Raw genomic sequence first — 26,111 nt, 5'->3', positions numbered from 1 at the left:
AGTCAGCCATCAGGGCGCCTTGGTGCCCTTATGGCTATTGAACTGTCTTAAAACTAAAGGTTCTGGCTCGAGGTTCTGATTAAAGGCTATAACCCGTTTCTTCGTGTTCCGATAAATCTAAGCCGTTAACTTCTTGTTCTGTGCTGACGCGAAGGCCGCCAAGTAGCTTACGGATGATCACAAACAGCAACCAAGTGACCACCGCAGTATAAGTGAATGTCGCCGCAACCCCGATAATCTGTACCCCAAGTTGGTCTATCATAGTGTCGTTCACTGCCGCAAAACCGTAGCCGCTAAAGACGCCTAATTGGGTCGAGCTAAATACTCTTGCCAAAAGGGTACCGAGAATACCGCCGACACCGTGCACGGGGAAAACGTCTAAGGAGTCATCGATTTTAAGTTTCTGTTTGATATAAACCGTTGAGTAAAAACACACGATTCCACCGAGTAAACCTATGACTAAGGCGCCTGCTGGGCCAACATAACCTGAGGCGGGAGTGATAGTGCCTAAGCCTGCTACCATGCCGGTGACTATGCCAAGGGCGCTGGGTTTGCCAAACTTAATCCACTCAATTGCCGCCCATGTCATCGCGCCCATAGAAGCGGCGAGATGAGTGGCTAGAATCGCCATGGCTGCGGTGCCGTTAGCGCCTAGCGCACTGCCGCCGTTAAAACCGAACCAACCCACCCACAGCATGCCCGCACCTGTGACAGTCATCGTCAGGTTATGCGGCATAATCGCCGAGTTTAAAAATCCTTTGCGTGGACCTAGCACTTTAGCGGCCACGAGCGCAGCAACCCCTGCGGTGATATGCACCACGGTTCCGCCCGCGAAATCATACAGTCCTAGCTGTGCTAACCAGCCACCGCCCCACACCCAGTGGGTGATCGGCGCATAAACCATTAATAACCAAGCACCTGAAAAGATAAGCACAGCTGAAAACTTCATTCGCTCGGCAAAACCACCGATGATTAAAGCTGGCGTTATGATGGCAAAGGTCATTTGAAATAGCATAAACAGCGGCTCGGGAATATCCCCGCTAAGACTATCGCGACCAATACCTGACAGTAGCGCTTTGTCTAAGCCACCGATGAAACTGTTACCTGTGTCGAATGCGAGTGAGTAACCTAGCCCGAACCATAAAACTGACACTAGGGCGGCAATAGAGAAGCATTGCATCAATATTGAAAGCACGTTTTTACTGCGAACTAAACCGCCGTAAAACAAGGCTAATCCTGGCAGGGTCATCAACAACACTAATGCGGATGAGCTTAAGATCCACGCTGTATTTGCAGCGCTAAATTGACCATCATCGGCGACGGCGTTCATCGTCAATATACTGAATAATATCAATAGGTATTTAATACTGAGTCTGAAGCTCACTTGCATCATAAGGCATCAACTCCTTCTTCCGAAGTGCGAATGCGCACCACTTGTTCTAACGAAGTCACAAAGATTTTGCCATCACCCACTTTGCCCGTATGGGCTGCAGCAATAATGGCATCAATAACGGCATCTTCTTGATCGGAATGAATGGCAACTTCGAGTTTAATCTTAGGTAAAAAGTCCACTGCATATTCAGCTCCACGATACAATTCCGTATGGCCCTTTTGGCGGCCAAAACCGCGTACTTCAGTGACTGTCATGCCATGGACGCTGAGCTGAGTTAAGGCTTCACGTACATCGTCTAATTTGAACGGTTTAATGATTGCGGTGACCAGTTTCAATTTTCTCTCCAACAAGCTGCAGACTCAATTTATTGGAGTAAAGCAGGAATTAGGCCATATAGACAAAGCATTTATTATCATTGCGTTAACATTAAAATGCACCGAAATAGCTTAAAATTTTGGTGCAAAACAGTGCAAGGCAAAGTTAATCTGCCCTGATTTGGTGCGTATTGTTGGTGCAAGGTAAATTTGCTTGACTAGCATGAGTGCGGCAAAAGCCGAGTGAGTATGGCACTAGGGGAATTCGCGTTTTAATACGGTAAATAAAAAGTGGGGATTTAGCAAAAAATTAAAAATTATATAAATTAAACATAATGTTATATTTAGTTTTGTGATGTGAGTTTTCTTGCTTAAGCTTCTAGCTGTTTGACGCGCGCCCAGAGGTCAGCATTAACTGGTGCACTTAAACCGTGCGCTTGTGCACGCTCACAGATATAACCATTAATTTGATCTATTTCAGTTCGTCTTTGGTGTGCAATATCTTGGTGCATCGATGAGAAATTCCTCGCAGTGAGTCGGATCACCTGATAGACCCTGTCGTGTAACAATTGTTTATCTAGAGGCACACCCTCGAGTGTGGCAACCGTGACTAACTCGTCGAGAATGCCTTTAATCATGTCACTAAAATCTGGCTCGGCGAGTGTGCCATTAGGACATTGATATAGTGCTGTAAGCGGATTAATTGCGGCATTAACGGCGAGTTTCTGCCATAGACAAGGCACAATGGCATCCACCCATTCACTGTTGGGGATAGCCGTCAGTAAAGCATTGCGATAATGCTCAGTGAGCTCTGTACCTGTAAAATGCCCAAATTGAGTTAGCCCTTGTCCCGTTTGCCTAATTTGCCAACTGGCTTGACGTAACACCCCTTGGGAAGTTGTCCCTAGGCTTAGCCCTCTGCCATCAGCTTGCGCATCAATTAGCGGCGCTAGGGCTAAATGAGGTCCCATGCCATTGTGTAACAACAAAATGTGGCATTGTCTGGGCAGTTGGTTAAGTAAGGGCAAAAGTGCATCGAGCACTTGATAGGCTTTGACGCAGACAATCACGAGGCGAATATTATCGAGCGCATTGGCCGCTAAGATAGGCACAGAATACTGGAGTGCTTGTGTTTTCTGTTGATTATCATTGGCCGGCGCTAATGGAGTGACGCTAAGTGTCTGCTGTATAGATGCAATTGAATCGCGGCCGATAAGACCAACACTCATGCCTGCTGTAGTCAGTTGGTGGCAAATAAGCTGCCCAACGGCACCAGCACCTAAAATCGCAATATCCACCACGCGATTTATGTTCACAGCATGAGTCATATCTGTAGCCTTAAGGTATCGGTCATCAGTACCAGTTTGAAGCACCTGAGTTAATCTTCTCGCAATTGCGCTGCGCGGAAGTATTTGCCATAGGCCCAATTGCAAAAGTAAAACAGTGCAATACCCGAAAAGTCGGCAATAACGTCACCCACAGAAGCGCTACGGTAGGGCAAACGTGATTGCACCAACTCAATTAAAATGGCGTAGCTTGCCAGTGTGAGAGATAACCAATACCACTTAGGTTTGAAAGCAAGATAGGTGAGATAGGAGAGGCAAAAAAAGCTCCCAAGATGGCCTACCTTGTCGATATTCGGAATACTTTGCGAATAGGTTGGTCTGGAAAATACCAGATAACTGATCACGACAAAGGCTACGGCTAAAGCCAGCTTAAATAGGGTATTTTTAGTTATCACAAATATGTTTGTATTAGCTTAGAGTGGGGCAATGATAGGAAAATGTGTGGCTAAAGTCACCCATGATTACGCTTTTATTCTAGGCTTTACCTTCAACTTAGGCCTGTGTGTGGGTAAACTAGCTGCATATTAATTTGATATGGGACATAAAAACTATGCCTTCAATGGATATTGTGTCAGAAGTGAATGAAGTTGAACTGCGTAATGCGGTTGATAATACTAAGCGTGAGCTGGCGACACGTTTCGATTTTCGCGGTAAAACGGCTGACGTGGAATATAAGGACCATGTGGTCACGTTAACCGCTGAAGATGACTTCCAATGCCAACAATTAGTGGACATTTTACGTATGCAACTGAGCAAACGTAATGTGGATCCGTCTTCGATGGAAGTCGATGAGAAAGCCATCCACAGCGGTAAAACCTTCTCCCTAAAAGTGAAGTTTAAAGAAGGTATAGAAACCTTAATTGCTAAAAAACTGGTCAAGCTAATTAAAGACAGCAAACTTAAAGTGCAAGCGTCTATTCAGGGCGAGAAAGTACGAGTTACAGGTAAAAAACGTGACGATTTACAAGCTGTCATGGCGTTGGCACGTGAGTCTGAGTTAGGCCAGCCTTTCCAATTTGATAACTTTAAAGATTAATCGAGCAGAATTGGTTTAACGTGATGCAGTATCGCGTTTGCCATTTCGTCTTTAAATGTAAAAGCCCTCACACTAAGGTGTGAGGGCTTTTTTATATTGATGACATAAGTGCTATGAGACCTTAATCCGATTTTGTTGGTGCACTTTTTGACGAATCATCCATTAATGATGTGCTTGGATGCGGGGCATACTTGTTGACTAAGACAACCAAAAACAACACTGGAAAGCCAATAACACTGGCGGCGACAAAGAAGTTCACATAACCAAATGCGTCGACATAAGCGCCCGAGAAGCCCGCGATAAATTTAGGGAAAAGCAACATAATCGAAGACAGTAAGGCATATTGCGTTGCACTGTAGCCGTTGCTAGTGAGACTCGAGAGATAGGCAATAAATGCCGCCGTGGCTATCCCAGCGCTGAAGTTATCCACGGAAATAGCAAAGGTTAAAAAGGGTACGTTGTAGCCAATCACTGCCTGCCACGCGAATAGCAGATTGGTTACAGCAACCAGCAAAGCGCCAAGGAAAAGGATCTTCATAGTTCCGAAGCGGGCTAACAGAACGCCGCCAAAGGCTGCGCCGACTAAGGTCATGATCAGGCCATAGATTTTACTTAAATAGGCAATTTCTTCCTTAGTGAATCCCATGTCCACATAAAAGACGTTCGCCATAATCCCCATCACAATATCCGAGATCCGGTAGCAAGAAATCAGTAATAAGATGAGGATAGCGCTGCGGCCATAGCGTTTGAAAAAGTCGATAAAGGGTAAAATACTGGCCGTATATACCCAAGATATGCCCGCTGCGATAATTCTAGGATAACGTGCACTTAAGCGTTGTTTTAGCGCTAATTCAGTGGCATCGGCGGCGCGGGTATCGACTTCGGGTTCGCGGCTAAAAAGCGTCGTCAAAATCCCAACAGACATCAATCCTGCCATAATCAGGTAAGAAGTTTGCCATGCCACTAAGTTGTATGCCGTGTTACCGGGTTCAACCCAAGCCGCTATGGTGAGAGCACCTGCGGTGGCGATAATCATGGCGCTCCGATAACCCACTTGATAGGCCGCTGCTAATGCGGCTTGCATCTTTTCTGGGGCTGATTCAATCCGAAAGGCATCAATAACAATATCTTGGGTGGCAGAGGCAAAGGCGACCATTAACGCGAACAGTGCCAAGCGCTCGAGATCTTTGAGAGGGTCACTAAAAGACATGCCTAAGATGGCACCAACCAATAACAACTGAGCGAACAGCATCCAGCTACGGCGGCGGCCTAGAAATCGAGTTAGCAGCGGCAATGAAAGCCGATCGACTAAGGGTGACCAAGCCCATTTAAACGCATAGGCTAAGGCTATCCAGCTGAAATAACCGATTGAAGTGCGATCAACACCAGCTTCACGCAACCAAAAGGATAACGTTGAAAATACCAGCATTAATGGTAGACCAGCAGAAAAACCCAGTAATAACAGGATCAAAACCCGCTTGTGATAATAGACACTGAGGGCATCGAGTGAACGTTGAATAAAACCTGTTGCGGACATAGGCATGAGTCTAAGTGTTTAATCCGCTTAGCTTACGGGTAAGGTGCCATAGGGTTCAAGGGCTAATGGTATTCCTTTTACTTTGGAGTCCCGTTTAGCACTATAAGATGGTTGAATATGGCTCGAGAGTTAACTGCTTGTAGCTAAAAGTTTACCGCTTATCTTTATCGCTAGCATAGATCTTGATAGTAAGGAGAGCGTAATAATGTACACACGAGGAATTGGTTTACGAAATAAAAAAGGCCCTATTACAGGGCCATTTTTATTTCGATAGGAATGCTGAACTTAAGGTCTTATCCCGATGCATCCCTGCGGCACTCGGCCTCCTAAACTCAGGTAGTCACAGCAATCATTTACTTGCTTACGCAGATATTGATTACCGCGGATCACACAGTCAGGCCACCTGTTAAAGCTGTGGAGCAAGTGCCAAAACACTTTTTCAGTTTCAGTTTGCGCTTCGCCAGTCGAATTCAGTTGCTGCCATTCTTCTAACGTGTCCCATAAGTAAAGTTGCACTTCATGGAAGTCGAGTTCTTCACTCAAAAACGCTTTTCCATAGAAGGCGAGTTGGGGCGCTTTATTATCGATGAACTCAGTTGCCGTCATCGTTTGCCTCCTTTTTGTTTACTATCACAGTATAGATGCAAAATTAGCGCTTTTGCTCGAAATTATATTTTGATTACTGTTTTGGTAATAATTTGGCTTTTTTCAATATGATAGGGGTAACAGGAACATCGGGCCAATTGAGCTTAGTGTTAGTTCCTGTCTCAACGACAGCCATAGCTTCGAGGACGGTTTTACCTTCAATCACTTCACCAAATACGGCATAACCCCAACGACGTTTAGAGGGATCGAGTTTAGTGTTGTCGGCTACGTTAAAGTAGAACTGACGAGTGGCTGAGTGCGGCTCGTTTTCACGTGCCATGGCGATAGTGCCCATGCTATTTGTTAGGCCATTTCCTGATTCGTTGACTATCGGCTTACCCTCGGGGAGCTCTTCATACTTGGGGGTGAGTCCGCCGCCTTGCACCACAAAGTCACTGATCACGCGGTGAAATATTGTGTTGTCGTATTCGCCTTTAACGACATGAGTTAAAAAGTTATCGACAGTGATTGGTGCACGAGTTCTATCTAGCTCGACCACTATTTTGCCTAAGCTAGTATCAAATTCGACTCTGGGATACAAGGTATCGGCCTGAATGTCGAGTGCGAGGCTATGATGACTCATAAAGATGAGTAAGAGGGCTGATATCCAACGGAGCATATTGATTTCCTTATAATAAACTGACGCTGTTATTTTTGTAGAAACTGATTAAGCTCAGGATCGTTTAGAATCTCGCCGGTAAGTTGGCCGAGCAATTTGTTCATATCCAGTTCTAAGGTTGCAAAATCGGGCGTTAAAGGACCTTTTAAAGTGCCTTTGGCTTTATAGCGTTTTACCAGCTCTTGGGTGGAATTTTTGGCTTGAACTGCGATTAACACACTGTGTTTTGCCTCATAGCCAAAGGTCTTTTTAGTGATATCCATTTGCAATTCTTCTAATTGAATTTGCACTGAATTAGTTGCGCTTGGGTCGATTTGGTAGCCCGCTTGAGCAAAACCTGCGCGGAATACTTCATCGAGTAACAGTTTAGGCGGTTCGCTCGGGCCAACTAAACGTGTTTTTGTCCCTTCTTCAATAAAACGAGCAACATAATCGACTGTGCGTGTATCTACCGTTTCAAGAGCGATAGGTACAAGTTGCGCCGTTTGTTGGCTGATATTGGGCACTTGAGGGCTGAAAGCCATATGAGTCGGATTTTGGCTGGCACAGCCCGCGAACAGCAGGGGGAAAGTCAAGGTCAGTAATAGCCGTTTCATGGGATCTCTCGTACAAGTAAAAGTGGCTACAGCATACCAGAAATCACTTTTGATGCCACAGAACACCGTGATTCAGTTGAGGTACAGCTTTTATTGCTAATATCTTGTGCTCATTATTCACATCCGTGTTTTCTGTGCATTCACATCATTTATTCGCATAGTTACAAGGCATGGAAGGCAGGTTAAATATGGAAAAAATATCATTCACTTCGTTATTTGTTGGCCTGATGCTGGCGTCAGGCCTGATGAGCTCCAATGCGCTCGCGGGCGATTCTGCCCATATACTGGGTGGTAGTTTAGGTTACGGTACCCAAGAATTTGAAACTAAGAACGGTAAATATGATGCGGGTGACACCTTAACCAGCGACTTATATTACCGCTATATGCTCAACGAGCATTTTGGGTTTGAGGCGGGTTATTTAGCGGGTTCAGGTGGGGTGGCGAGTGCGCTTGTTAGCGTCATCAGTGAGATAAAAGATTTACGTTACCAAGGTGTTAGAACTGCCGCTTACGCTGAATATGCTTTGTCTCGTGGTAACCGCCTGTATGCCAAATTAGGCGCTGCTTACACTCAAGTCAGCTATGAGATAGATAAACAAGATATGGACTCGGATGATGTCGGTTTTTATGGCGCTGCAGGCTGGCAATATCGATTTAAGTCAGGATTCGGTTTGAATTTGGAATACCAATATATCCCGATGAAAGAGCTTGAATTACAGGGGATCAACTTTGGTATTAGCTACCGATTCTAATCTTTCCTTATCCAACGATTAAAGCGCCTTTAGGCGCTTTAATCGTTTTACAAACAAGGAATTTAAAACATTAAACCGAATACTGACTGGCAACAAAATGACAACATTTTGTCCTTGCACTCTTTTAATGCAATGGGGGACAGGTTAGAGTAAAAATTCGATGTTTAGAATGAGAGAGCATAGATGCTCCCGCGTCTTTTTTGTAAGGCTTAGTCATGTTAACGATAGCAACGCAAATCGCCCCAGATAACCTGATCAATCCGAAGGGGTTACCCCATTTCGGTCATTTCGATGGCATAGTCAAAACCTTAGGTTTAGCGGACTTTGCCTATTTTGATACCATGGATAAACCTGCTTCAGCGTGGGCTAAGCATTTCGATTATAAACAATTTCAGTTTGTCTCTTTGGTCACGCCGCGTTATGTCCTAGGCATCGCGCTTGCCGATATTGCCTACGTCGGCAGTGCTTTTTGTTATTTATACGACATAAAAACCAACACACTCACCCAGCTTGATTGGTTAAAACCTTTGAGGTTTGGCTATCAGATGACGCCATCGCCCGCCGAGGGCCGAAGTAGTATTGGCCGTAAAGGGGCGCAGTTAAGCTTTGAGATTGTAGAGGGCGGTTGGCGGTTAGTGATTGATACTAAAAATATTCAAGCCGATGTGACTTTACACTCAGCCCCCTTAAGTTTGCCTATGGCTATGTGTAGTCCTACTGGATACAACGGCTGGACTTACACACAAAAGCATAATGGTTTGACCGTTAAAGGTAGTTTGACTGTGGGTCATGAGCCGCAGCCGCTGAATCAAGCTTTAGCAGGCTATGACTTTTCAGCGGGTTACATGCGCCGTGATACCAGTTGGCGCTGGGCGTCGATCAACGCGCGGATCCATGAGGGCATAATGGGGCTTAATTTAGCGGCGGGTGTCAATGAAACCGGCGCTACTGAAAATGTCTTCTGGATTAATGGCGAGCGTCATTTACTCGGACCAGTGCAATTTGAGTTTGATCGCCATGCCACGCTCGGCGCCGAGGTTTGGCGAGTCCACAGTCAAAATGGCCAAGTGGATTTGCAGTTTGCGGCGCGCAATTGTCGCAGTGAAAAGCGTAATTTGCTCTTGCTTAAGAGTAATTTCCGCCAATTCATCGGTCATTTCAGTGGCACGATTACCGATAATCAAGGGCACAGTTACCAGTTAAATAATGTTCTAGGACTCGCCGAAGATCATTATGCCCGTTGGTAGCTAACGGCGACTAACGGACCGCAGCTGCCTGCGTTGTGGCGTTGAATGCGGTTTATAGAATGCAGTCAGAATTTTTATAAAAGTAACAATAAAAATAACCATAAAATAAAAATAGAACAGGATGATCTTATATGGATATCGCCTCGCTGATCCAGCACCCAGAATTGTTACTGCTGGTGCTTGCACCTTTGTTTTTCGTGTGTATTTTGCTGGAATGGTACTTTGGCGATAAAAGACAAAAGCTACCGTTAAGTGCACGTTATCGCGGCCAAGAAGTGCTGTGTAATTTCAGCCTCGCGGCCATGCACCAAGGTGCCGATCTGCTCACTGGTTTGCTGATCGCTAAGCTATATTTGGCGATGTTTGGTTGGAAGTTATTCGATATTGAAATGGGCCCATTGAGCTTTATTGCCTTGATGGTTGCGCAGGACTTTTGTTATTACTGGTTCCACAGGGCGAGCCATAGAGTCCGCTGGATGTGGGCGGCTCACGTGGTGCACCATAGCTCTGAGAATATGAATTTTAGCACTGCGTTTCGTCAGAGTTTAATGTATCCCTTTGCAGGCATGTGGGTATTTTGGTTACCGCTGGTGGTCATAGGTTTCGATCCAAACTGGGTGGTGTTTGTGGTATTACTCAATCTGGGATTGCAATTTTTTGTGCATACTCAAGCGATTAAATCACTCGGACCGCTGGAATGGGTTTTCAACACCCCGTCTCACCACAGGGTGCACCACGGTCGTAATCCCCAATATATAGATAAAAACTATGCTGGCGTGCTGATTATTTGGGACAAGCTGTTTGGTACCTTTGAGCCCGAAGTGGAGACTGTGATTTACGGCATCACTAAGCCAGTGAATAGTTTTAATCCCTTTAAAGTGACTTTTAGTGAATGGCGAGACATGTTTGCAGAGGTCACAGCGACAGGTTTGAGTGTTAAACAACGACTACGTATCTTGTTTGCTCCGCCTTCCAGCAGTTTAAAAAGCGAGGAATAACAATCCACTGCATTTTCCAAGTTAAATAGCGCAAATGGCTAATAGAGTCTTGAATTTAGCCTTGCTAGCCTATATTCCGTTTTTTGCCACTGTTTTGGTGTAAAAATGTACAATCCCATACTTTGGTGGTACTTTTTGGGGTAAGGAATTTAACTCGGGAGGACTTATCATGATGGATGAACCTCGATTATCCGCGGAGGAGCTTGCTTGTTTTAGCGAACTTTTTTCGCCGACTCGTGTGGGCACTGCCTTGACTAACGATCCCCTGATCAATCATGTGCTCACAGTCACAACTGAAGTGCCGCAAGTTATCGCCTCGATTCTCGGCAAGGCAAAACTCACTTTATTGGCCGAAGTCGGACCCTATAAACTCTGGTTTCCGCTACTGATGAAAGTGGATGACTTTGGACAGTTTCAACCCACTTTAGGTGTACCTGAAGTGCTAGATGCCTCGGGAGTGGAGCGCAGTTGGCGGTTAACTCAAGCCGATGATGTGTGGATATTCGACCACGATCAAGGTGAGCAATGGTCTGTTGCCTCGCTATCTAGTTCTGGCATGGCTATTCGTGCTAAATCACAGCAGCAATTTAAACAATTGTTAGGCAGTAAAGACTTGCAATTACAATTGCCCAATGGCGAGACTATGCGCGTCGATATCGAGCCTATTCGTAGCGAGAAAGGTCTGGCTTTCGTTAAGTTTCAGGCCGAAACCGAAGAGCGTGAAGCGTTACGTCAATTCTTATTTAGTCGTCACCGTAGCCAGCACGCTCAGCTCTACCGAGACTTACGCTATACCCAAGCAACCTGAAGATACGAGTTTCAGAGCGCCTAGGGTGCTTCAATTCAAGGCGCATCAATGACAGAATGTCGGCCACCTTTTGAATTGATGCAACACGGAAGTGAAGTGCCCTAGGCGCTCCGTTCCGGCGGGTTTTAACGCACTTTATGCTGCGTTGGTTATTTTTAACTTAGCCCGCTAGGTCTGCAAATAACCGCCTTGCCTAAAGTGCGTTAAACTCCCGCTGAATCCTGCATCTTCAGGTTGTTTGGGTATAGTACCCTGCATTGCGACAGTTTTCGGCCTTGTGTTAGTTGACCTGTTATCTAAAAATCTCAGTTCTGCAGCTCAAATGTGAAATCTACTGATTTAGAAACTGTCATTTGTGATTGCTGTGCTTTTCCCAGATTGTTACCTGCCAATCTGTCGCTCGATGGATTAGAATGGCGGTGAATTCAACACATCAGAGCGAGCGGTATGCACGTACATATTTTAGGAATTTGTGGAACCTTCATGGGTGGTCTAGCGTTATTGGCTAGGGCAAAAGGGCACAGAGTGACGGGCTCGGATGCCAATGTCTATCCTCCAATGAGCACGCAACTAGAGGACCAAGGCATTGAGCTTATTCAAGGTTTTGATCCTAGCCAGCTGGGTGAAGCAGGGCACTATCCTGACTTAGTTGTCATTGGTAATGCCATGAGCCGGGGTAATCCTTGCGTGGAAGCCGTGTTGAACATTGGCATCCCTTATACCTCTGGCCCGCAGTTTTTAGCCGATCATATTTTGCCTGAGCGTTGGGTGCTGGCAGTGTCTGGCACTCACGGTAAAACCTCGACATCTAGCATGTTAGCTTGGATTTTAGATGATTGCGGTTATGAGCCTGGGTTCTTAATCGGTGGCGTACCGCAAAACTTTGGTGTGTCGGCACGTTTAGGCAAGACCGCTTTCTTTGTCGTTGAGGCCGACGAATACGACAGTGCCTTCTTCGATAAACGTTCGAAATTCGTGCATTATCATCCGCGTACCTTAGTGATCAACAATCTTGAGTTCGATCATGCCGATATTTTTGCTGATCTGGCTGCGATTCAAAAACAGTTTAACCACTTAATTCGCACCGTTCCTGGTGAAGGCAAGATCATTTGGCCCGCCGATTCCCATGCCGTTAAGCAAACGATTGATATGGGTTGTTGGAGTGAGCAAGAAACCTACCATTTAGCCGAATCGACCAGCGGTTGGTATGGCAAAGCGTTAAGTGATGATTGCCATCGCTTTGAAGTGTTTTTTGATGGCGAGTCCCAAGGTGTTCTCGAATGGGATTTGATTGGTCAGCACAATATTGAAAACGCCATGATGGCCATTGCTGCCGCACGCCACGTGGGCGTTAAGCCGAGTGCTGCAATTGAAGCTTTAGCTAAGTTTATGCCACCTAAGCGTCGACTCGAATTACTCGGAACCGTTAATGGTGTGAGCGTATACGACGACTTTGCCCACCATCCGACGGCCATTGCGACCACGTTAAAAGGCATGCGGGCTAAGGTTGGGCAGAGCAAAATTACTGTGGTACTCGAGCCGCGCTCAAATACCATGAAGAGCGGTGTCCATAAAGACACTTTAGCTTTTTCTATGATGCAAGCCGACGAAGCCTTTTTATATCAAGCCGATACCATCGACTGGAATATGAAAGAAGCCATGGAAGCGGCGGTGATCCCTGTGACTGTGTTACATCAAATTGATGATGTGGTCGCCAAAGTCGCAGCAACCGCCAAAGCAGGCGACACCATAGTGGTGATGAGTAACGGTGGTTTTGGTGGGTTACATAAGAAGCTGTTGGCCGCATTAGAACAGGCTTCAACTGTAGAGCAGGTTAGCTAAGATGGCCTACGCAAAGTCGACTAAGGCGATTAGCTTAGCTTGGACAGGTGCCTCGGGTGCTCCCTATGGGCTTAAGTTACTCGAGTGTCTGTTGGTATCGGGATATCAAGTGTTTTTGATGATCTCCAGTGCAGCTCGAGTGGTATTGGCGACGGAACACGGCTTACAGTTAAGCGCCAACAGTGACAAAGCCCATGCCCAGCTGTTGGCTTTGCTGCACGAAAAAGGCGTGATTATTGCTGGCGAGTTAGTGGTATTAGGCAAAGATGAGTGGTTTTCGCCGCCTGCATCGGGTAGCGCTGCACCTAAACAAATGGTGATTTGTCCTTGCTCTACGGGGACGTTAGCGGCAGTTGCTACCGGAATGAGTAATAATTTACTCGAACGCGCCGCCGATGTGGTGATTAAAGAGCGCGGCCAACTTATCCTAGTACTTAGGGAAACTCCTTTTAGTGCCATACACTTAGAGCATATGTTAAGCCTTTCTCGCCTCGGCGCGACCATTATGCCCGCTGCACCCGGCTTTTATCACAATCCCAAATCGGTAGAAGATCTGGTAGACTTCATGGTCGCTCGAATTCTCGATCATTTGGGCGTTGACCATGCATTAACGAGTCGCTGGGGTTATGACAAACAGTCTAACCGCGACCTCGACAATTGAGACTTATATGAAACACACCACCGAAGTGATGATCTCTGCTGAAGAGATAAGCCAGAAATTGGATCAAATGGCCGAGCTAATCAATGCCCATTATGCCCACAGTGAACGTCTGCTGATGGTAGGCTTGTTAAAAGGCTCAGTGGTCTTTATGGCTGACCTATGTCGCCGCATCAAAGGCCATGTTGAAATCGATTTTATGTCGGTTTCCAGTTATGGCAATACTATGACCAGCTCACGGGATGTGAAAGTGCTGAAAGATGTGCAATCAGATATCGCCGGTCGCGATGTATTGATCGTGGAAGACTTGATTGACTCAGGTAACACCTTAAGCAAAGTGCGCGAGATGTTGTTACTGCGGGAGCCTAAGAGTCTTGCACTGTGCACCCTGTTGGATAAACCTGAGCGTCGTGAAGTGGATGTGAAGGTCGATTTTATCGGTTTTACTATCCCTGATGAGTTTATCGTAGGTTATGGTATTGATTATGCTGAGCAGTATCGCAATCTACCTTATATCGCCAAAGTCGTACCACTCGATTAAGTGTCCGATACAGTTTAAAACTCCCGCAACAGGCGGGAGTTTTGCTTTTTGCGGCAATATAAAAAGCATTAATGATTGAATCATTAAATTTTTTCTTTTCAATCAATTAGCTAATTTTTTGCTTTAGTTCTGCAACCCATCATTGTAATTGTGTTTTTTAGCACCATCTTATTACTTTCTAATGTGTAAGGATCGGTACAAATATGGCGAATATTACCCATGCTCTGGTACTCGAAGGGCTTAAAAAAACCTATAAAGGCGGCGTAGAAGCGGTCAAAGGCATCAGCCTTACCGTCAATCAAGGGGATTTCTTTGCCTTGCTCGGCCCCAATGGTGCGGGTAAATCCACCACGATTGGTATTATTAGCTCCTTAGTGCAGAAGAGTTCAGGTACGGTCAAAGTCTTTGATTATGATATTGATAAGCAGCTAGAACACGCCAAGCTCTGCATTGGTTTAGTACCACAAGAGTTTAACTTCAACCAGTTCGAAACCGTGCTGCAAATTGTGGTGAATCAAGCGGGTTACTATGGTGTGCCAAAACCTATCGCCCTTGAGCGTGCCAAAAAATACTTAAGCCAACTGGATCTGTGGGAAAAGCGCAATAGCCCTTCGCGGGAATTATCTGGCGGCATGAAGCGACGGTTAATGATCGCCCGCGCCCTGATGCACGAACCTAAATTATTGATTTTAGATGAACCTACCGCAGGTGTGGATATTGAACTGCGCCGCTCTATGTGGGAGTTTCTCAAACAAATAAACCAGCAGGGTGTGACGATCATCCTGACCACTCATTACCTTGAAGAAGCGGAAATGCTTTGCCGTAATATCGGCATTATCGATAAAGGTATTTTAGTGGAATGCACTAGCATGAAGGCGTTGCTGAGTAAGCTGAATATGGAGACTTTTATTCTCGATCTTCGTCGCGATACTGAAATGGCTCCCGTGCTCGATGGCATGGCTTGTCGCTTAACCGACTCTCATACCTTAGAGGTGGATGTAGCGAAAGAGCATAATCTTAACGATGTCTTTAGCCAATTGAGCGCAGCTAATATTGAAGTGCTATCGATGCGTAACAAGTCTAATCGGTTAGAAGAACTCTTCGTCGAACTCGTGAAGAAAACTCAGGGAGCCTCAGCATGAATCAGCTCTACTTTATTGCCTTTAAAAGTATTTTAAGTAAAGAGATCAATCGTTTTACGCGAATTTGGATCCAGACCTTAGTCCCGCCAGCGATTACCATGACCTTGTATTTTTTGATTTTTGGTAACTTAGTCGGCAGCCGGATTGGAGAAATGGGCGGCGTATCTTATATGGAGTTTATCGCCCCTGGTTTGATCATGATGTCGGTGATCACTAACTCTTACTCGAATGTTGCTAGCTCATTTTACAGTGCCAAGTTTCAACGTAATTTAGAAGAGCTGATGGTGGCTCCTGTGCCCCATTATGTGCTGATTGCTGGCTACGTAGGTGGCGGCGTGGCGCGCGGTTTGTGTGTTGGCCTGATAGTGACGTTAGTGGCCATGTTCTTTGTCGACATTAGCTTACATCACGCAGGTTTAGTGGTGATGACGGTATTTTTAACCTCAGTGCTATTCTCATTGGGTGGCTTAATTAACGCTGTTTTTGCCAAAAGCTTCGACGATATCAGTATCATCCCCACCTTTGTGCTTACCCCATTAACTTACCTTGGCGGCGTATTTTATTCCCTGTCACTCTTGCCCCCATTTTGGCAAGGCGTGTCGGCACTTAACCCTGTGGTCTATATGATCAACGTGTTCCGCTACGGCTTTTTAGGCTTTGCCGATATCAGCGTGCCATTATCCATCGCCATTATGATCGGTTTCTGTGTCGCCCTGTGGACCTTAGCGTATTACTTAGTCTCGCGCGGAATAGGTCTGCGTTCTTAAACATATTTCTTTAGAGCGTAATAGTAAAAGGGAGCCATTAAGGCTCCTTGTTTATGTCCGAGGACTTAATAGTGCATATGCTGAGGTAGTAATAGGATATTTTTAGTTGTTGCTGAGGAAAATGAATCAATTCAGTATTGGAATATCTTTTCTGTTATTAGTCTTAAGGGGGATTTCCTGTTTAAGGCTTAACCGCTCTGACGATTGGGTTTTGTAGGCTGATTAAGGTTTCTGTCGACTGGATTTCATCGATAGATTGAATGCGATTGATGAGCACGTGTTGCAAGCCGTCGATGGATTGGCACATGACCTTTACGAAAATGCTGTAGTTGCCTGTGGTGTAATAGGCTTCGACGACTTCTTCGAGAGCGTTGAGTTTGGCGATAGCGGCGGGGTAATCGCCAGCGCTTTTAAGGTTGATACCGATAAAACAGCAAACGTCATAACCTAGGGCTTTAGGATTTACTGTGATCTGCGCGCCTGTGATTATCCCCGCTTGCTTCATTTTTTCTACCCGAACATGGATAGTGCCGGCGCTAACGCTAAAGCGTTTAGCGAGTTCGGCAAAGGGTGTGCGGGCATCCTGCATTAGGGCTTCGAGGATATGATTATCGAGTTGATCGCGCTGAAATGCGGTATCCATAAATAAACTCTCTATAACGTAGTGAATTGTCATAAAGTTACGTTTTTTTATGGGGAATTGCTACCGATTTTGCCCGTATTATTTGATTTTAGTGATCATTGTTCACCCAAAGGCTCACAAAAAGGGACTTTTGCGCTAAAAGTCATACTGACACCTGAGTAGGGATGTTTGATGGTGAGCTCTGCTGCATGTAGTAATAGTCGAGGCGCTAAGGATTTTGCCAGTGAGTCGGCATAAAAACCATCGCCTAAGATCGGATGACCTAGCGCCATCATATGCACCCGTAATTGGTGTGAGCGGCCTGTGATTGGCGTCAGTTTAACCAGCGTTGAGCGTTTGGCGCGGCTCATTACTTGGTAGTGAGTCAAAGACGGTTTGCCAACAAGATGATCGACTTTCTGTTTAGGGCGATTTGGCCAGTCGCAGATCAGTGGATAATCAACGCTGCCAGTGTCATTTTTGACATGGCCTGCAACCCTTGCATAATAGGTTTTGCTGGTTTCTCTATCGTGGAACTGACGTTTTAATTCCCGCTCGGCGCTACGAATAAGGGCGACAACGATCACGCCAGAGGTCGCCATATCGAGGCGATGGACGATTTGACAATGGGGATGCTCTGCTTTTACCCGGGCATAGACACTGTCGTAATGGGCGGGGTCGCGACCGGGCACAGACAACAATCCTGAAGGTTTGTTGATGACGATAATGTCTTTATCTTGATAAAGAATATCGAGCAAAGGAGTGGTCGGTGGTTGGTAAATAAAATCAGTCATAAATAGTGCCTATTCGTCAATGCGGGGCAAAGATACTCTGCTCGGCTTGAGGGTGCAAGTGTGAGGCCCAAAGATCGGCTGTGCCATTATCCTCGCTGACAAAAGTAAAGCGGATTAGTTGATGATTTGCTGATAGAGCTGTATTTGAGTTTTTGTTATACTCCCGTCCTTTTCGTTAATGATCATTTTGAGTCTGTGAAGCCATGAGCCAGCCAGAGATATACACTCCCGAGAATCTTTCTCACGTCCACAACCGTCTTGAGTTATTGGCGCCTGCAAAAAATGCTGACTACGGTATCGAAGCCATACGCCATGGTGCCGATGCGGTATACATAGGTGGTCCTGCATTTGGTGCGCGGGCAACGGCGGGTAACAGTGTTGAAGATATCGCGCGCCTGTGCACTTATGCTCATCAATACCATGCTCAGGTATTTGTCGCCCTCAATACCATTTTGATGGATAACGAACTGGCCGACGCCGAAAAACTCATTTGGCAATTGTACGAAGCGGGAGCTGACGCGCTGATTGTGCAGGACATGGGCGTATTACAACTCAATTTGCCGCCGATTGCCCTGCATGCCAGTACCCAAATGGATAACCGCAGTCCAGAAAAAGTGGCGTTTTTAGAGCAAGTTGGTTTTTCTCAGGTGGTGCTTGCCCGTGAATTGGGCTTAAGCCAAATCCGTGATGTCGCCGCGCATACCAATATGCAACTCGAATTCTTTATCCACGGTGCTTTGTGTGTGGCTTACAGTGGTTTGTGTAACTTGAGTCATTCCTTTAGTAACCGCAGTGCTAACCGCGGTGAATGCTCGCAAATGTGCCGCCTGCCGGGGAATCTTAAAACACGTCAAGGGGATGTATTAGCGCAGAATGAACACTTATTGTCTTTAAAAGACAATAACCAAACTGAAAACCTCGAAGCGCTCATTGATGCGGGCATTCGCTCGTTTAAGATTGAAGGTCGCTTAAAGGATTTAAGTTACGTTAAAAACGTCACCGCGCATTATCGCCAAAAGCTGGATGCGATTATGGCGCGTCGCCCTGAGTTTAAGGCTTCATCCCACGGCCGCTGCGAACATAGTTTTACCCCTGATCCTGAAAAGACCTTTAACCGTGGCAGTACAGATTACTTTGTTAACGAACGTAGCCAAGGAATTAAAGATTTTCGCTCGCCCAAATACATAGGCGAAGAAGTCGGTAAAGTGGTCAGCATAGGTAAAGACTTTATCCAAGTGAGTTCGACCCATGAGTTTAATAACGGCGATGGCTTAGCGTTTTTCCCCGCGAATTTTGCTATGGCAAAACAATCCGATGACAAGCTGCAAGGCCTGCGGGTTAACCGCGCCGAAGGGTTAAAACTGCATATATTGCAGGTGCCAAAGGATTTAAAGGTCGGCATGACTTTGTACCGTAACCATAACCAAGCCTTCGAAGCCCTGTTATCGAAAGAATCTTCTAAGCGGATTATCGGCGTCGATTTACGGTTGAGCGACACCCAAGAAGGACTGGCACTGACATTGACGGATATCTATGGCCTTACAGCCACAGTGAATTTAGTGGTAGAGAAGACGCCTGCGACTGATGTCGATAAGACCTTACAAAATACTCGCACTCAGCTGGGTAAGCTCGGCAGTACCGACTTTGTTGCCCGTAGCATTAGTATCGATACGGCCCAAGCTTGGTTCTTGCCTGCATCTGTGCTCAATGGTCTGCGCCGTGATGGTGTGGCCGCTCTAGAGGCTGCTCGTGTGCAAGGTTATGTGCGTCCATTGCCGTGGAAGCATAATCAAGATGCAGTCTATCCCGTCAAGCATTTGAGTTACTTAGGTAATGTTGCCAACGAAAAGGCTAAGGATTTTTATCAACGCCACGGCGTAATTGAGATCCAAGACACCTATGAGAAAAATGGCGTCACCGAAGACGTGCCATTGATGATCACTAAGCATTGTCTGCGCTTTAACTTTAATTTGTGTCCGAAGGAAGTACCAGGCATCAAGGCCGATCCTATGGTGCTTGAAATCGGCAATGATGTGCTCAAGTTGGTATTCGACTGCCCTAAATGCGAAATGATGGTGGTCGGTGAAAACCGTCAAGTGCGAGGCCAGAAGCACCTTTAATATTTGTCATTAGGAGCATTGCCCGAGTGCAATGCTCCTAGCACCTATTCAGCTACATCCACGCACCTACACCAGCCTACCTCTCATTGATGTTGCTCTCACCAGCGTCACTCTCATATTTTCATCAAAGCCTTATATTGCACATGCGGTAATGAGCAGATATCTTATTGAAAATAATATCAATAATAAGGGATGTTAAAATGGGATTGTTAGACGGTTTACTCGGTAATGCTGCTGAGGTTGATTTACAGGAATTAGCCGAGGAATTAAGGCCTATCATGGGCATTCAAGAAGAATTAAAACTCGCCTACAAAGTGATCCGTGATTTGTTTATTTTCACCAATAAACGCCTGATCTTAATTGATAAGCAGGGACTTACAGGCAAGAAGGTTACTTACCATTCAATACCTTATAAATCTATTACCCATTTTGAAGTGGAAACGACAGGGCATTTTGATATGGATGCAGAGCTTAAAATTTGGATCTCAGGCCAGAGTGAACCTTTAGTCAAAGAACTCAAGCGTGGCACGGATGTCGTGGGTATTCAAAAGACTATTGCCACTTTTGCACTTTAGTCTTAGTGCTGCGACTTAGATTCATTTAGTGCTATCAAGCTTGGAATTGTTATCGCAAGCTGACGGTTAATGTGAGTAAGGTAAGCCAAGTTTTATCTGGGCTTACCTATCCTCGCTATCGAGTGTGATTCAAATCTGCTTGATTAATTTAACACTATCCTACTTGTGCTAGTGGAGTGCTCTATCGGTTCGCCCGCCATAGTATAGGTTTCGGAAAGCTTGAGTTTGCCTTGCTCATCGTATTGATTGTGGATGCCGACCCAGAATTGCTCCTGTCCTTGAATTTGTAAATTACCTTCTTCTGCAATCTGGCGATTGGGATGATAGCGTTTCATTGCATAAAGCTTGCTTTCATCATCAAATTTTAAGTGATAAGCCAATATGGGTTCTTCGGTGTGAGTGGCGACATCTGCTATTGTTTTATCTTCTCGCTGTTTTGTCGCGGTATTGCCATTGGGTGCGTGATACTTCTGACGAGATAAATATGCGTTATTTCTACTATTGCTAGCATGATGTTCGCTGTCATCCGTACGGTTATTTGGTCCGTTACTTTGCCCATCAGCATCGTCTTCATCATAGTCATAACTAGGATTTTCTGGGCTATCCCATTCAGGTTCTTCATCTTCCTGAGTTGCTATATTTTCATGAAAATCAAAGTAGTGACGGCTTTCTATCAGTTGTCCTTGTTCATCTAGCCAGGCTTCGCGGTACACTTTTCCTTGGGGCGTAAAACGTTGCCAATGGCCGATATCGAGGTAACGACCATTAGTAATTTGGATTGTGCCAGTTTCTAAAATTAAACCTTGAGGGGACAAGGATTTAGAGCTAAATAAATCCTCTTGCGTACGGGTGAGTAACCAGCGAATGGCGCCATCTTCATAGTATTCGATGCGAGTATCGGCAATACCTTCTTGATAGTATTCCCTTTGATTATTATCAAGATTATAGCCGCAGCGGGTATTCGAGTGACTCTGATAGGATTCGAGGATCCCTTTGTTATTATAAAAGCTGGACTCTTTGAGGTAGCCTTGGCCATCACGAACTTCATATTCAGAAATTGTACGTATCGTGCCATCTTCATAAAACCAGCGAGCTGTGCCATCACGGTTGCCCTGTGTGTGCGGTAAGTACATCTGAATTTGCTGGTTTTCGTGGTATTCAATAAAAGGGGCTACCGAGAGATTATTTTTATATTGGCCTTCGGCCGAAAGCACGCCACTTTTATAATAGCTTCTAAATAGACCTTCCCTGAGTCCCTTTTCAAGATAGATCTCAAGGGCGAGTTGACCATTGTCATGATACCAAAGGGCCATGCCTTGTTCTTTGCCATCCTCAAAATAGATTTTTTCTTCAATTTGGCCATTGGGATACCATTTTACATGTTCGCCATGTAATTGGCCTTCGGTATTGAAGGGTTCACGCCATGCAGGCTTACCTGAGTCGTAAAACTCTTCAATGACTTTACCCGTCACATCGTTACACACTTTTTGTTTAATTGCTCCATTGGGATGATACCAAACGGCTTCATATTCATAGCCTTGGTTGTAATATCTTTCAGCTTCTAGTGAACCATCAGGGTAATATTGTTTTTCAATTCCGTGGATAACATCTTGCACTAAGGGCCGGATCAGCTGTATTTGTCCAGATTCATAGTAGCGAGTTAACGTATTGATATAATAGCCATTGCTATCTTGTTCGGCGGTTTCTTTAAGCTGACCATTGCCATAAAAGTATTGAATAAATTGACCTTGGGGATGACGATCTTCTATTTGATTGATCTTGCCCTCATGGTCATACCACGTTTGTGTTCCAAGTTGCTGATCATTAATAAAGTTGCCTTCAAATAACAGGGTACCTAGGGCATTGAATTGGCGGGTCACACCATTACGTTCGCCAAAATAGTTTGAATCGACGGCTTGGGTAAGCCCTGGGCTTTGGGTGATGATTCTAAGTATACCCGCACCATCTTCAGCAGTGAGTTGGTGAAAAGTGCGGTGCAGTTGGCCTGTTAGGCTGGCGTAATCTTGAATATCGCCTTGCACTATATTGTCAGCATCGAGGGTAAAGTGGCTTATCAATAATGTATCGAGATTGTTAAGCTCAACTTGCCACAACGCCTTTATTTGGCTGTTCTTTTTTGGGGTGATACTGCACACTTTTACCTTGTCGAGCCAAAAGTGCTGCTCGGGGAAAGGGAATTGATTGCTGATTTCGAGGCGGTCGAATTCGGTATGGTGGAATTCGCAGCATTCATTGGCGTTTTCCCAGCCCAAGAGTTCTATGACTTGGGGCGTATCGTAGTGATAGAGAGTTAAGCCGTGGTCGGCATTTTCTTCGCAAGAAGCTGCGTCTGCCTTTGTCGCATGGATTTTTAAGCTGAAGTAGCGCTGGAATAGCGGTGCAGCGACTGACGGCTCCTGCGTTAAATCTTGTTCTTGGCTGAGTGTTTGTGATTCAGTTTGAAGATGAATGTCTTTTGGATCGCGGCTAGTTTGGTTTGAGGGAAATAACTTGGCTTTGAGTGCGCGAAACAACGACATTGGGGGAAATCTCCATATCCATATGTAAAACGATAGGTTTATCTGAGGGATACTCATGGCAACTGAGTATTTCTGTGCGCATATCATAGCGGTTTATGGATTCGTTTCTCAATGCTTGATTGCTCAAAATACCGTTTAATCAGAGTGGCACATTAATAAAAGCAGAGGAATAAAGACAAAATGCTTGATAACTTTTTTGCAAAATTACCCACAGATTTATCGGCCGAAGTGTTTGAAAAACTGGCGGGCAATAACACTGTGACCATTGAGCGCATCGTTTCCAATGGGCAATATACCCAAGCTACCTGAAGATACGAGTTTCAGAGCGCTTAGGGTGCTTCAATTCAAGGCGCATCAATGACAGAATGTCGGCCACCTTCTGAATTGATGCAACACGGAAGTGGAGTGCCCTAAGCGCTCCGTCCCGGCGGGTTTTAACGCACTCTATGCCGTGTTGGCTATTTTTAACTTAGTCCACTAGGTCTGCAAATAGCCGCCTTGCCTAAAGTGCGTTAAATTCCCGCTGAATCCTGCATCTTCAGGTGGTTTGGGTATCTACCCGAAGCTCAATGGTACGATCAAACTCAGCATGAATGGGTGATTTTACTTAAAGGCGAGGCGACACTCGAATTTGAACAAGGTGAACCCGTTACGCTAACTCCAGGTGACTATTTAACTATTTCGCCACATCAAAAACATCGAGTCGCTTCGACTTCTATAAGTTCAGAAACCCTATGGCTTGCGGTATTTTACGATTGATTAGGGTTAAGGCTACAGGTTAACGATTCTGCCATAGCCAACTGGGCGTATTGAGTAAGTCTTGGCCTTGGATCTGCGTTTGGCCTAAGGTTTTGTCTAAGGCCAAGGTATTGCAGTGTTCAAATTGACTTAAGGCATTAATAAGCCGATTAGCATGGGAAACCACCCACAACTGGCACTCTTCCGATACCTTAGCGATTAAGCGTGCAAGCGCAGGTAATAAGTCGGGATGTAGGCTAGTTTCTGGCTCATTTAACACCATAAGCTCTGGCGGTCTTGGGGTCAGTAGGGCGGCGATTAACAGCAAATAGCGCAGGGTGCCATCCGACAATTCACTGGCATTGAGTGGCCTTAATAAGCCATTTTGATGAAATGCGAGCACTAAAATGCCGCCCTCTTGAGGTTCGATTCGAACCTCAGCACCGGGAAACGCATCGCTGACCGCATGATCAAAAGCCGTTTTATCACCTATCTCAAAAATGGTTTGAATTGCTGATGCAAGGTCGCGCCCATCGTGGTGCAATACTGGCGTGGCTGTACCTAATTGTGGACGACGGGCTGGCGCTTCTGCATCGGTTCTGAAGTGATCGTAAAAACGCCATGCGCGGATACTGTCGCGAAGCTTGAGCACTTCAGGGCTGCGCTCTGGATCGGCAAGTTCGGTAAAAATACTGTCGCCGGTTTGCAGGTGTGCGCCTAAGGTTATCCAGCCTTGTCCGTCAGCACTGCGACTCTTCACCATAGGACCACGGCGCTCAACCAATACAGTTGAGGGGCGATACTTAGGCCCGTTCCAAATGGCTTCGCGCTTGATTTGTGGATCTAAGCCAAACAGCGTAGTGGCGTCGGGTTTGGGTAAACCGAGTTCAATAAGATAGCTAAAATCTTCGCCAGCAAATCCAAGCTTTAGGCGTTTTGGCGCTTGCCTGACGGTGGCTTCAATGGCGGTGTCGCCCGCTAGCATACTTTTGGTGGGGTTTTCTGGTCCCGCCCAAAAGCTGGAGTCGAGTCCGCCTTCTTGGGCTAAAGCATTGACAACGCCGCCTTGCGCCGTTTGTGCGAGTAAACGTAGTGCCTTGTATAGATTCGATTTACCACTGCCATTCGCCCCAGTGATCAAATTGAGTTGCCCTAGGGGTAAGACGATTTCACGCAGAGAGCGATAATTGAAAATAGCGAGTGTGGTCAGCATAGAATATCCAAGACTGAAACAAGCTGATAAGCCAGTAAATTTATCGACAAAGTAAATTAAACATGACGATAAAACAATGGCATTTACAGTAGCACTTTGTTGAGCACTCTTTGCCAGTTACCACCCATAAAACGGTCGCGGTCAGTAGATTTAAAGCGCGCCTTGGCTAAGGCATCGTCGATACGGCTCATGCGATCGATATGATTCAGCTCGGGGATTACTACATGTCTGGGCTCTGCATCAAAACCTAGCACGCCTTTCGCCCTCAGGCTGTACCACCATTCTTGATATTCTTTAATGCCTTTGGCGTTGTCATTACCCAGTGCCAGTAGGTTTTCTTGGCCTCGGAGCGGGAAGTCATTAGCGATTGCCACGCAGTCCACTCCACCAACACGCATAACGTATTCCAGTTGTCGAATATAATCATCAATCGTGGGCACGGCATTATTGGTAAGCCAGAAACTCATCATAAATACGCCGAATACGCCGCCGCTATCGCCGATGGCGCGGATCACTTCATCGGGGGAACAACGGGCATGGTTTACTATGCCGCGCGCCGCGCCGTGGCTTTGCACTATGGGTGATTTAGTGATTTTTGCGACATCTAAAGCGGTTTGAGCGCTGGAGTGACTCACATCGATCAAGATATTGGCGTGATTGAGTTTGGCGATAAGTTCGTGTCCGTGGGCCGTGAGTGGTTTATTGAGTCCGCCACTGGCATCATTATCTAAGGCGCCGCCGGCAAAGGTATTGCCGTAATGGTGGGTGAGTTGCAGTACGCGTAGCCCTTGTTGATGAAACTCATCTACCCGCGCCCACTGGTTAGCTTCGCTGTCTTCTTCGACACAATCTGCGCCTTGGATTTGAAAGTATACCGCAGTGCGCTGGCTGTCGCGGGCACGTTGAATATCTCGTCCCCTCAGACCTTGCAGTAAAATATCGGGATGATCGCTCACCCGTTTAGCGGCCTGCTTAATGCTTTCCATACAAGCTTTATAGGTGCGTTTGTAGTTTTGAGTGCCATCGGCTTGTTCTATGGTCTCAATAGCCGAAATATCGCAAAGATAGGCATCGAGCTTAGCGGCAGTTACATCACTTAAGTCATCGGGAAGGAAAGATAAACCATCGACATATATCCGCCTCTGTGCGGCGGCAAAGCTAGGTAAACTGGCGAGTGGACTTAACAGAGTTGCTGCGCCAAGACCTTTAAGGAGTGTACGACGGTAGTGATTGACTGCCTTGATGGGCATGCTCGGTTCCTATCAATA

General features: G+C 45.9%; 27 protein-coding genes. 14 read left to right on the top strand and 13 right to left on the bottom strand.

All coding sequences use genetic code 11. From position 1 onward, the window contains the following. Positions 1-79: 79 nt before the first annotated feature. From L5L98_RS06940 to L5L98_RS06925, 4 genes are all read right to left on the bottom strand, one after another. Entirely contained in the window at positions 80-1,393 is a 1,314-nt protein-coding gene (locus L5L98_RS06940; protein ID WP_263139573.1) for an ammonium transporter, read from the bottom strand. Further along, the gene (locus L5L98_RS06935) at positions 1,390-1,728 is read right to left on the bottom strand and encodes a P-II family nitrogen regulator (protein WP_105250140.1); all 339 of its coding nucleotides are present in this window, start codon (positions 1,726-1,728) and stop codon (positions 1,390-1,392) included. Before L5L98_RS06935 ends, L5L98_RS06940 begins: the two co-directional genes overlap by 4 nt. A 350-nt stretch (positions 1,729-2,078) precedes the next feature. Next, the gene (locus L5L98_RS06930; RefSeq protein ID WP_263139571.1) at positions 2,079-3,035 is read right to left on the bottom strand and encodes a ketopantoate reductase family protein; all 957 of its coding nucleotides are present in this window, start codon (positions 3,033-3,035) and stop codon (positions 2,079-2,081) included. A 50-nt stretch (positions 3,036-3,085) separates the two neighbouring features. Next, the gene (locus tag L5L98_RS06925; RefSeq protein WP_105250138.1) at positions 3,086-3,448 is read right to left on the bottom strand and encodes a VanZ family protein; all 363 of its coding nucleotides are present in this window, start codon (positions 3,446-3,448) and stop codon (positions 3,086-3,088) included. Positions 3,449-3,603: 155 nt separating this feature from the next. Between L5L98_RS06925 and L5L98_RS06920 the strand changes: the two genes are divergently transcribed. Beyond that, entirely contained in the window at positions 3,604-4,089 is a 486-nt protein-coding gene (locus L5L98_RS06920; RefSeq protein WP_006080274.1) for a YajQ family cyclic di-GMP-binding protein, read from the top strand. 121 nt (positions 4,090-4,210) lie between these two features. On the opposite strand, the gene L5L98_RS06915 is transcribed toward L5L98_RS06920, so the two are convergent. The 4 genes from L5L98_RS06915 to L5L98_RS06900 form a co-directional block, all read right to left on the bottom strand. Continuing rightward, the gene (locus L5L98_RS06915; RefSeq protein WP_263139567.1) at positions 4,211-5,626 is read right to left on the bottom strand and encodes an AmpG family muropeptide MFS transporter; all 1,416 of its coding nucleotides are present in this window, start codon (positions 5,624-5,626) and stop codon (positions 4,211-4,213) included. Positions 5,627-5,911: 285 nt separating this feature from the next. Continuing rightward, a complete protein-coding gene (locus L5L98_RS06910) occupies positions 5,912-6,232 on the bottom strand; it encodes a hypothetical protein (RefSeq protein WP_028761869.1) in 321 nt (106 codons plus the stop codon). Between the two features lie 73 nt (positions 6,233-6,305). Then, complete coding sequence (locus L5L98_RS06905) at positions 6,306-6,890, bottom strand: peptidylprolyl isomerase (RefSeq protein ID WP_028761870.1); 585 nt, start codon at positions 6,888-6,890, stop codon at positions 6,306-6,308. Positions 6,891-6,919: 29 nt separating this feature from the next. Then, entirely contained in the window at positions 6,920-7,486 is a 567-nt protein-coding gene (locus tag L5L98_RS06900; RefSeq protein ID WP_105250136.1) for a YajG family lipoprotein, read from the bottom strand. 227 nt (positions 7,487-7,713) lie between these two features. Here L5L98_RS06900 and L5L98_RS06895 point away from each other — a divergent pair, with 227 nt between their 5' ends. The 9 genes from L5L98_RS06895 to L5L98_RS06855 all read left to right on the top strand — a co-directional run bounded on the left by L5L98_RS06895 (position 7,714) and on the right by L5L98_RS06855 (position 16,241). Then, positions 7,714-8,238: a porin family protein gene (locus L5L98_RS06895; RefSeq protein ID WP_411569205.1), complete on the top strand. Its 525-nt coding sequence runs from the start codon at positions 7,714-7,716 to the stop codon at positions 8,236-8,238. A gap of 215 nt (positions 8,239-8,453) precedes the next feature. After that, the gene (locus L5L98_RS06890) at positions 8,454-9,485 is read left to right on the top strand and encodes a DUF2804 domain-containing protein (RefSeq protein ID WP_198572860.1); all 1,032 of its coding nucleotides are present in this window, start codon (positions 8,454-8,456) and stop codon (positions 9,483-9,485) included. Between the two features lie 131 nt (positions 9,486-9,616). Further along, a complete protein-coding gene (locus L5L98_RS06885) occupies positions 9,617-10,483 on the top strand; it encodes a sterol desaturase family protein (protein ID WP_113939771.1) in 867 nt (288 codons plus the stop codon). A gap of 169 nt (positions 10,484-10,652) precedes the next feature. After that, positions 10,653-11,291 carry a hypothetical protein gene (locus tag L5L98_RS06880; protein WP_263139557.1) on the top strand — a complete coding sequence of 213 codons (639 nt, stop codon included), beginning with the start codon at positions 10,653-10,655 and terminating at the stop codon, positions 11,289-11,291. A gap of 447 nt (positions 11,292-11,738) precedes the next feature. Further along, a complete protein-coding gene (gene mpl, locus L5L98_RS06875; RefSeq protein ID WP_219254474.1) occupies positions 11,739-13,133 on the top strand; it encodes a UDP-N-acetylmuramate:L-alanyl-gamma-D-glutamyl-meso-diaminopimelate ligase in 1,395 nt (464 codons plus the stop codon). 1 nt (position 13,134) lies between these two features. Next, the gene (locus tag L5L98_RS06870) at positions 13,135-13,794 is read left to right on the top strand and encodes a flavin prenyltransferase UbiX (protein WP_173246676.1); all 660 of its coding nucleotides are present in this window, start codon (positions 13,135-13,137) and stop codon (positions 13,792-13,794) included. Between the two features lie 7 nt (positions 13,795-13,801). Then, positions 13,802-14,332, top strand: a complete 531-nt coding sequence (gene hpt / locus L5L98_RS06865; RefSeq protein ID WP_028761726.1) for a hypoxanthine phosphoribosyltransferase — start codon at positions 13,802-13,804, stop codon at positions 14,330-14,332. Positions 14,333-14,535: 203 nt separating this feature from the next. Next, positions 14,536-15,474 (top strand): ABC transporter ATP-binding protein, encoded by a 939-nt coding sequence (locus tag L5L98_RS06860; RefSeq protein WP_173497293.1) that lies wholly within the window; start codon positions 14,536-14,538, stop codon positions 15,472-15,474. Continuing rightward, positions 15,471-16,241, top strand: coding sequence for an ABC transporter permease (locus L5L98_RS06855; protein ID WP_006080287.1), 771 nt, complete (start codon positions 15,471-15,473; stop codon positions 16,239-16,241). The genes L5L98_RS06860 and L5L98_RS06855 overlap by 4 nt, the downstream gene beginning before the upstream one ends. A gap of 181 nt (positions 16,242-16,422) precedes the next feature. Here L5L98_RS06855 and asnC read toward each other — a convergent pair whose 3' ends face one another. Both asnC and rluA read right to left on the bottom strand, forming a co-directional pair. After that, positions 16,423-16,884, bottom strand: a complete 462-nt coding sequence (gene asnC, locus L5L98_RS06850; RefSeq protein WP_006080290.1) for a transcriptional regulator AsnC — start codon at positions 16,882-16,884, stop codon at positions 16,423-16,425. A gap of 95 nt (positions 16,885-16,979) precedes the next feature. Then, on the bottom strand, positions 16,980-17,657 hold the full coding sequence (gene rluA, locus L5L98_RS06845; RefSeq protein ID WP_263139546.1) for a bifunctional tRNA pseudouridine(32) synthase/23S rRNA pseudouridine(746) synthase RluA: 678 nt from the start codon (positions 17,655-17,657) through the stop codon (positions 16,980-16,982). A gap of 203 nt (positions 17,658-17,860) precedes the next feature. Between rluA and L5L98_RS06840 the strand changes: the two genes are divergently transcribed. Both L5L98_RS06840 and L5L98_RS06835 read left to right on the top strand, forming a co-directional pair. Beyond that, positions 17,861-19,777: a peptidase U32 family protein gene (locus L5L98_RS06840; RefSeq protein WP_168824801.1), complete on the top strand. Its 1,917-nt coding sequence runs from the start codon at positions 17,861-17,863 to the stop codon at positions 19,775-19,777. Positions 19,778-19,977: 200 nt separating this feature from the next. Next, entirely contained in the window at positions 19,978-20,352 is a 375-nt protein-coding gene (locus L5L98_RS06835; protein ID WP_105250128.1) for a PH domain-containing protein, read from the top strand. Between the two features lie 143 nt (positions 20,353-20,495). Here the strand turns inward: L5L98_RS06835 and L5L98_RS06830 are convergent, their stop codons facing one another. Then, positions 20,496-22,892: a toxin-antitoxin system YwqK family antitoxin gene (locus L5L98_RS06830; protein WP_263139545.1), complete on the bottom strand. Its 2,397-nt coding sequence runs from the start codon at positions 22,890-22,892 to the stop codon at positions 20,496-20,498. A 180-nt stretch (positions 22,893-23,072) separates the two neighbouring features. On the opposite strand from L5L98_RS06830, the gene L5L98_RS06825 reads away from it, so the two are divergent. Together L5L98_RS06825 and L5L98_RS06820 are read left to right on the top strand one after the other, a co-directional pair. Further along, a complete protein-coding gene (locus L5L98_RS06825; protein WP_263139544.1) occupies positions 23,073-23,201 on the top strand; it encodes a cupin in 129 nt (42 codons plus the stop codon). 207 nt (positions 23,202-23,408) lie between these two features. After that, positions 23,409-23,651, top strand: a complete 243-nt coding sequence (locus L5L98_RS06820; protein ID WP_317633951.1) for a cupin domain-containing protein — start codon at positions 23,409-23,411, stop codon at positions 23,649-23,651. 19 nt (positions 23,652-23,670) lie between these two features. Here L5L98_RS06820 and L5L98_RS06815 read toward each other — a convergent pair whose 3' ends face one another. Beyond that, positions 23,671-24,843, bottom strand: coding sequence for an AAA family ATPase (locus L5L98_RS06815; RefSeq protein ID WP_263139543.1), 1,173 nt, complete (start codon positions 24,841-24,843; stop codon positions 23,671-23,673). Positions 24,844-24,926: 83 nt separating this feature from the next. Next, positions 24,927-26,093 (bottom strand): membrane dipeptidase, encoded by a 1,167-nt coding sequence (locus L5L98_RS06810; RefSeq protein WP_212599740.1) that lies wholly within the window; start codon positions 26,091-26,093, stop codon positions 24,927-24,929. Between the last annotated feature and the right edge of the window lie 18 nt (positions 26,094-26,111).

Source organism: Shewanella sp. SM23 (assembly GCF_025654295.1).
In the GTDB taxonomy this organism is placed as follows: Bacteria; Pseudomonadota; Gammaproteobacteria; order Enterobacterales; family Shewanellaceae; genus Shewanella; species Shewanella oncorhynchi.
Note: the sequence above shows the minus strand (reverse complement) of the source record. Positions and strands in the feature narration are given on the sequence as shown.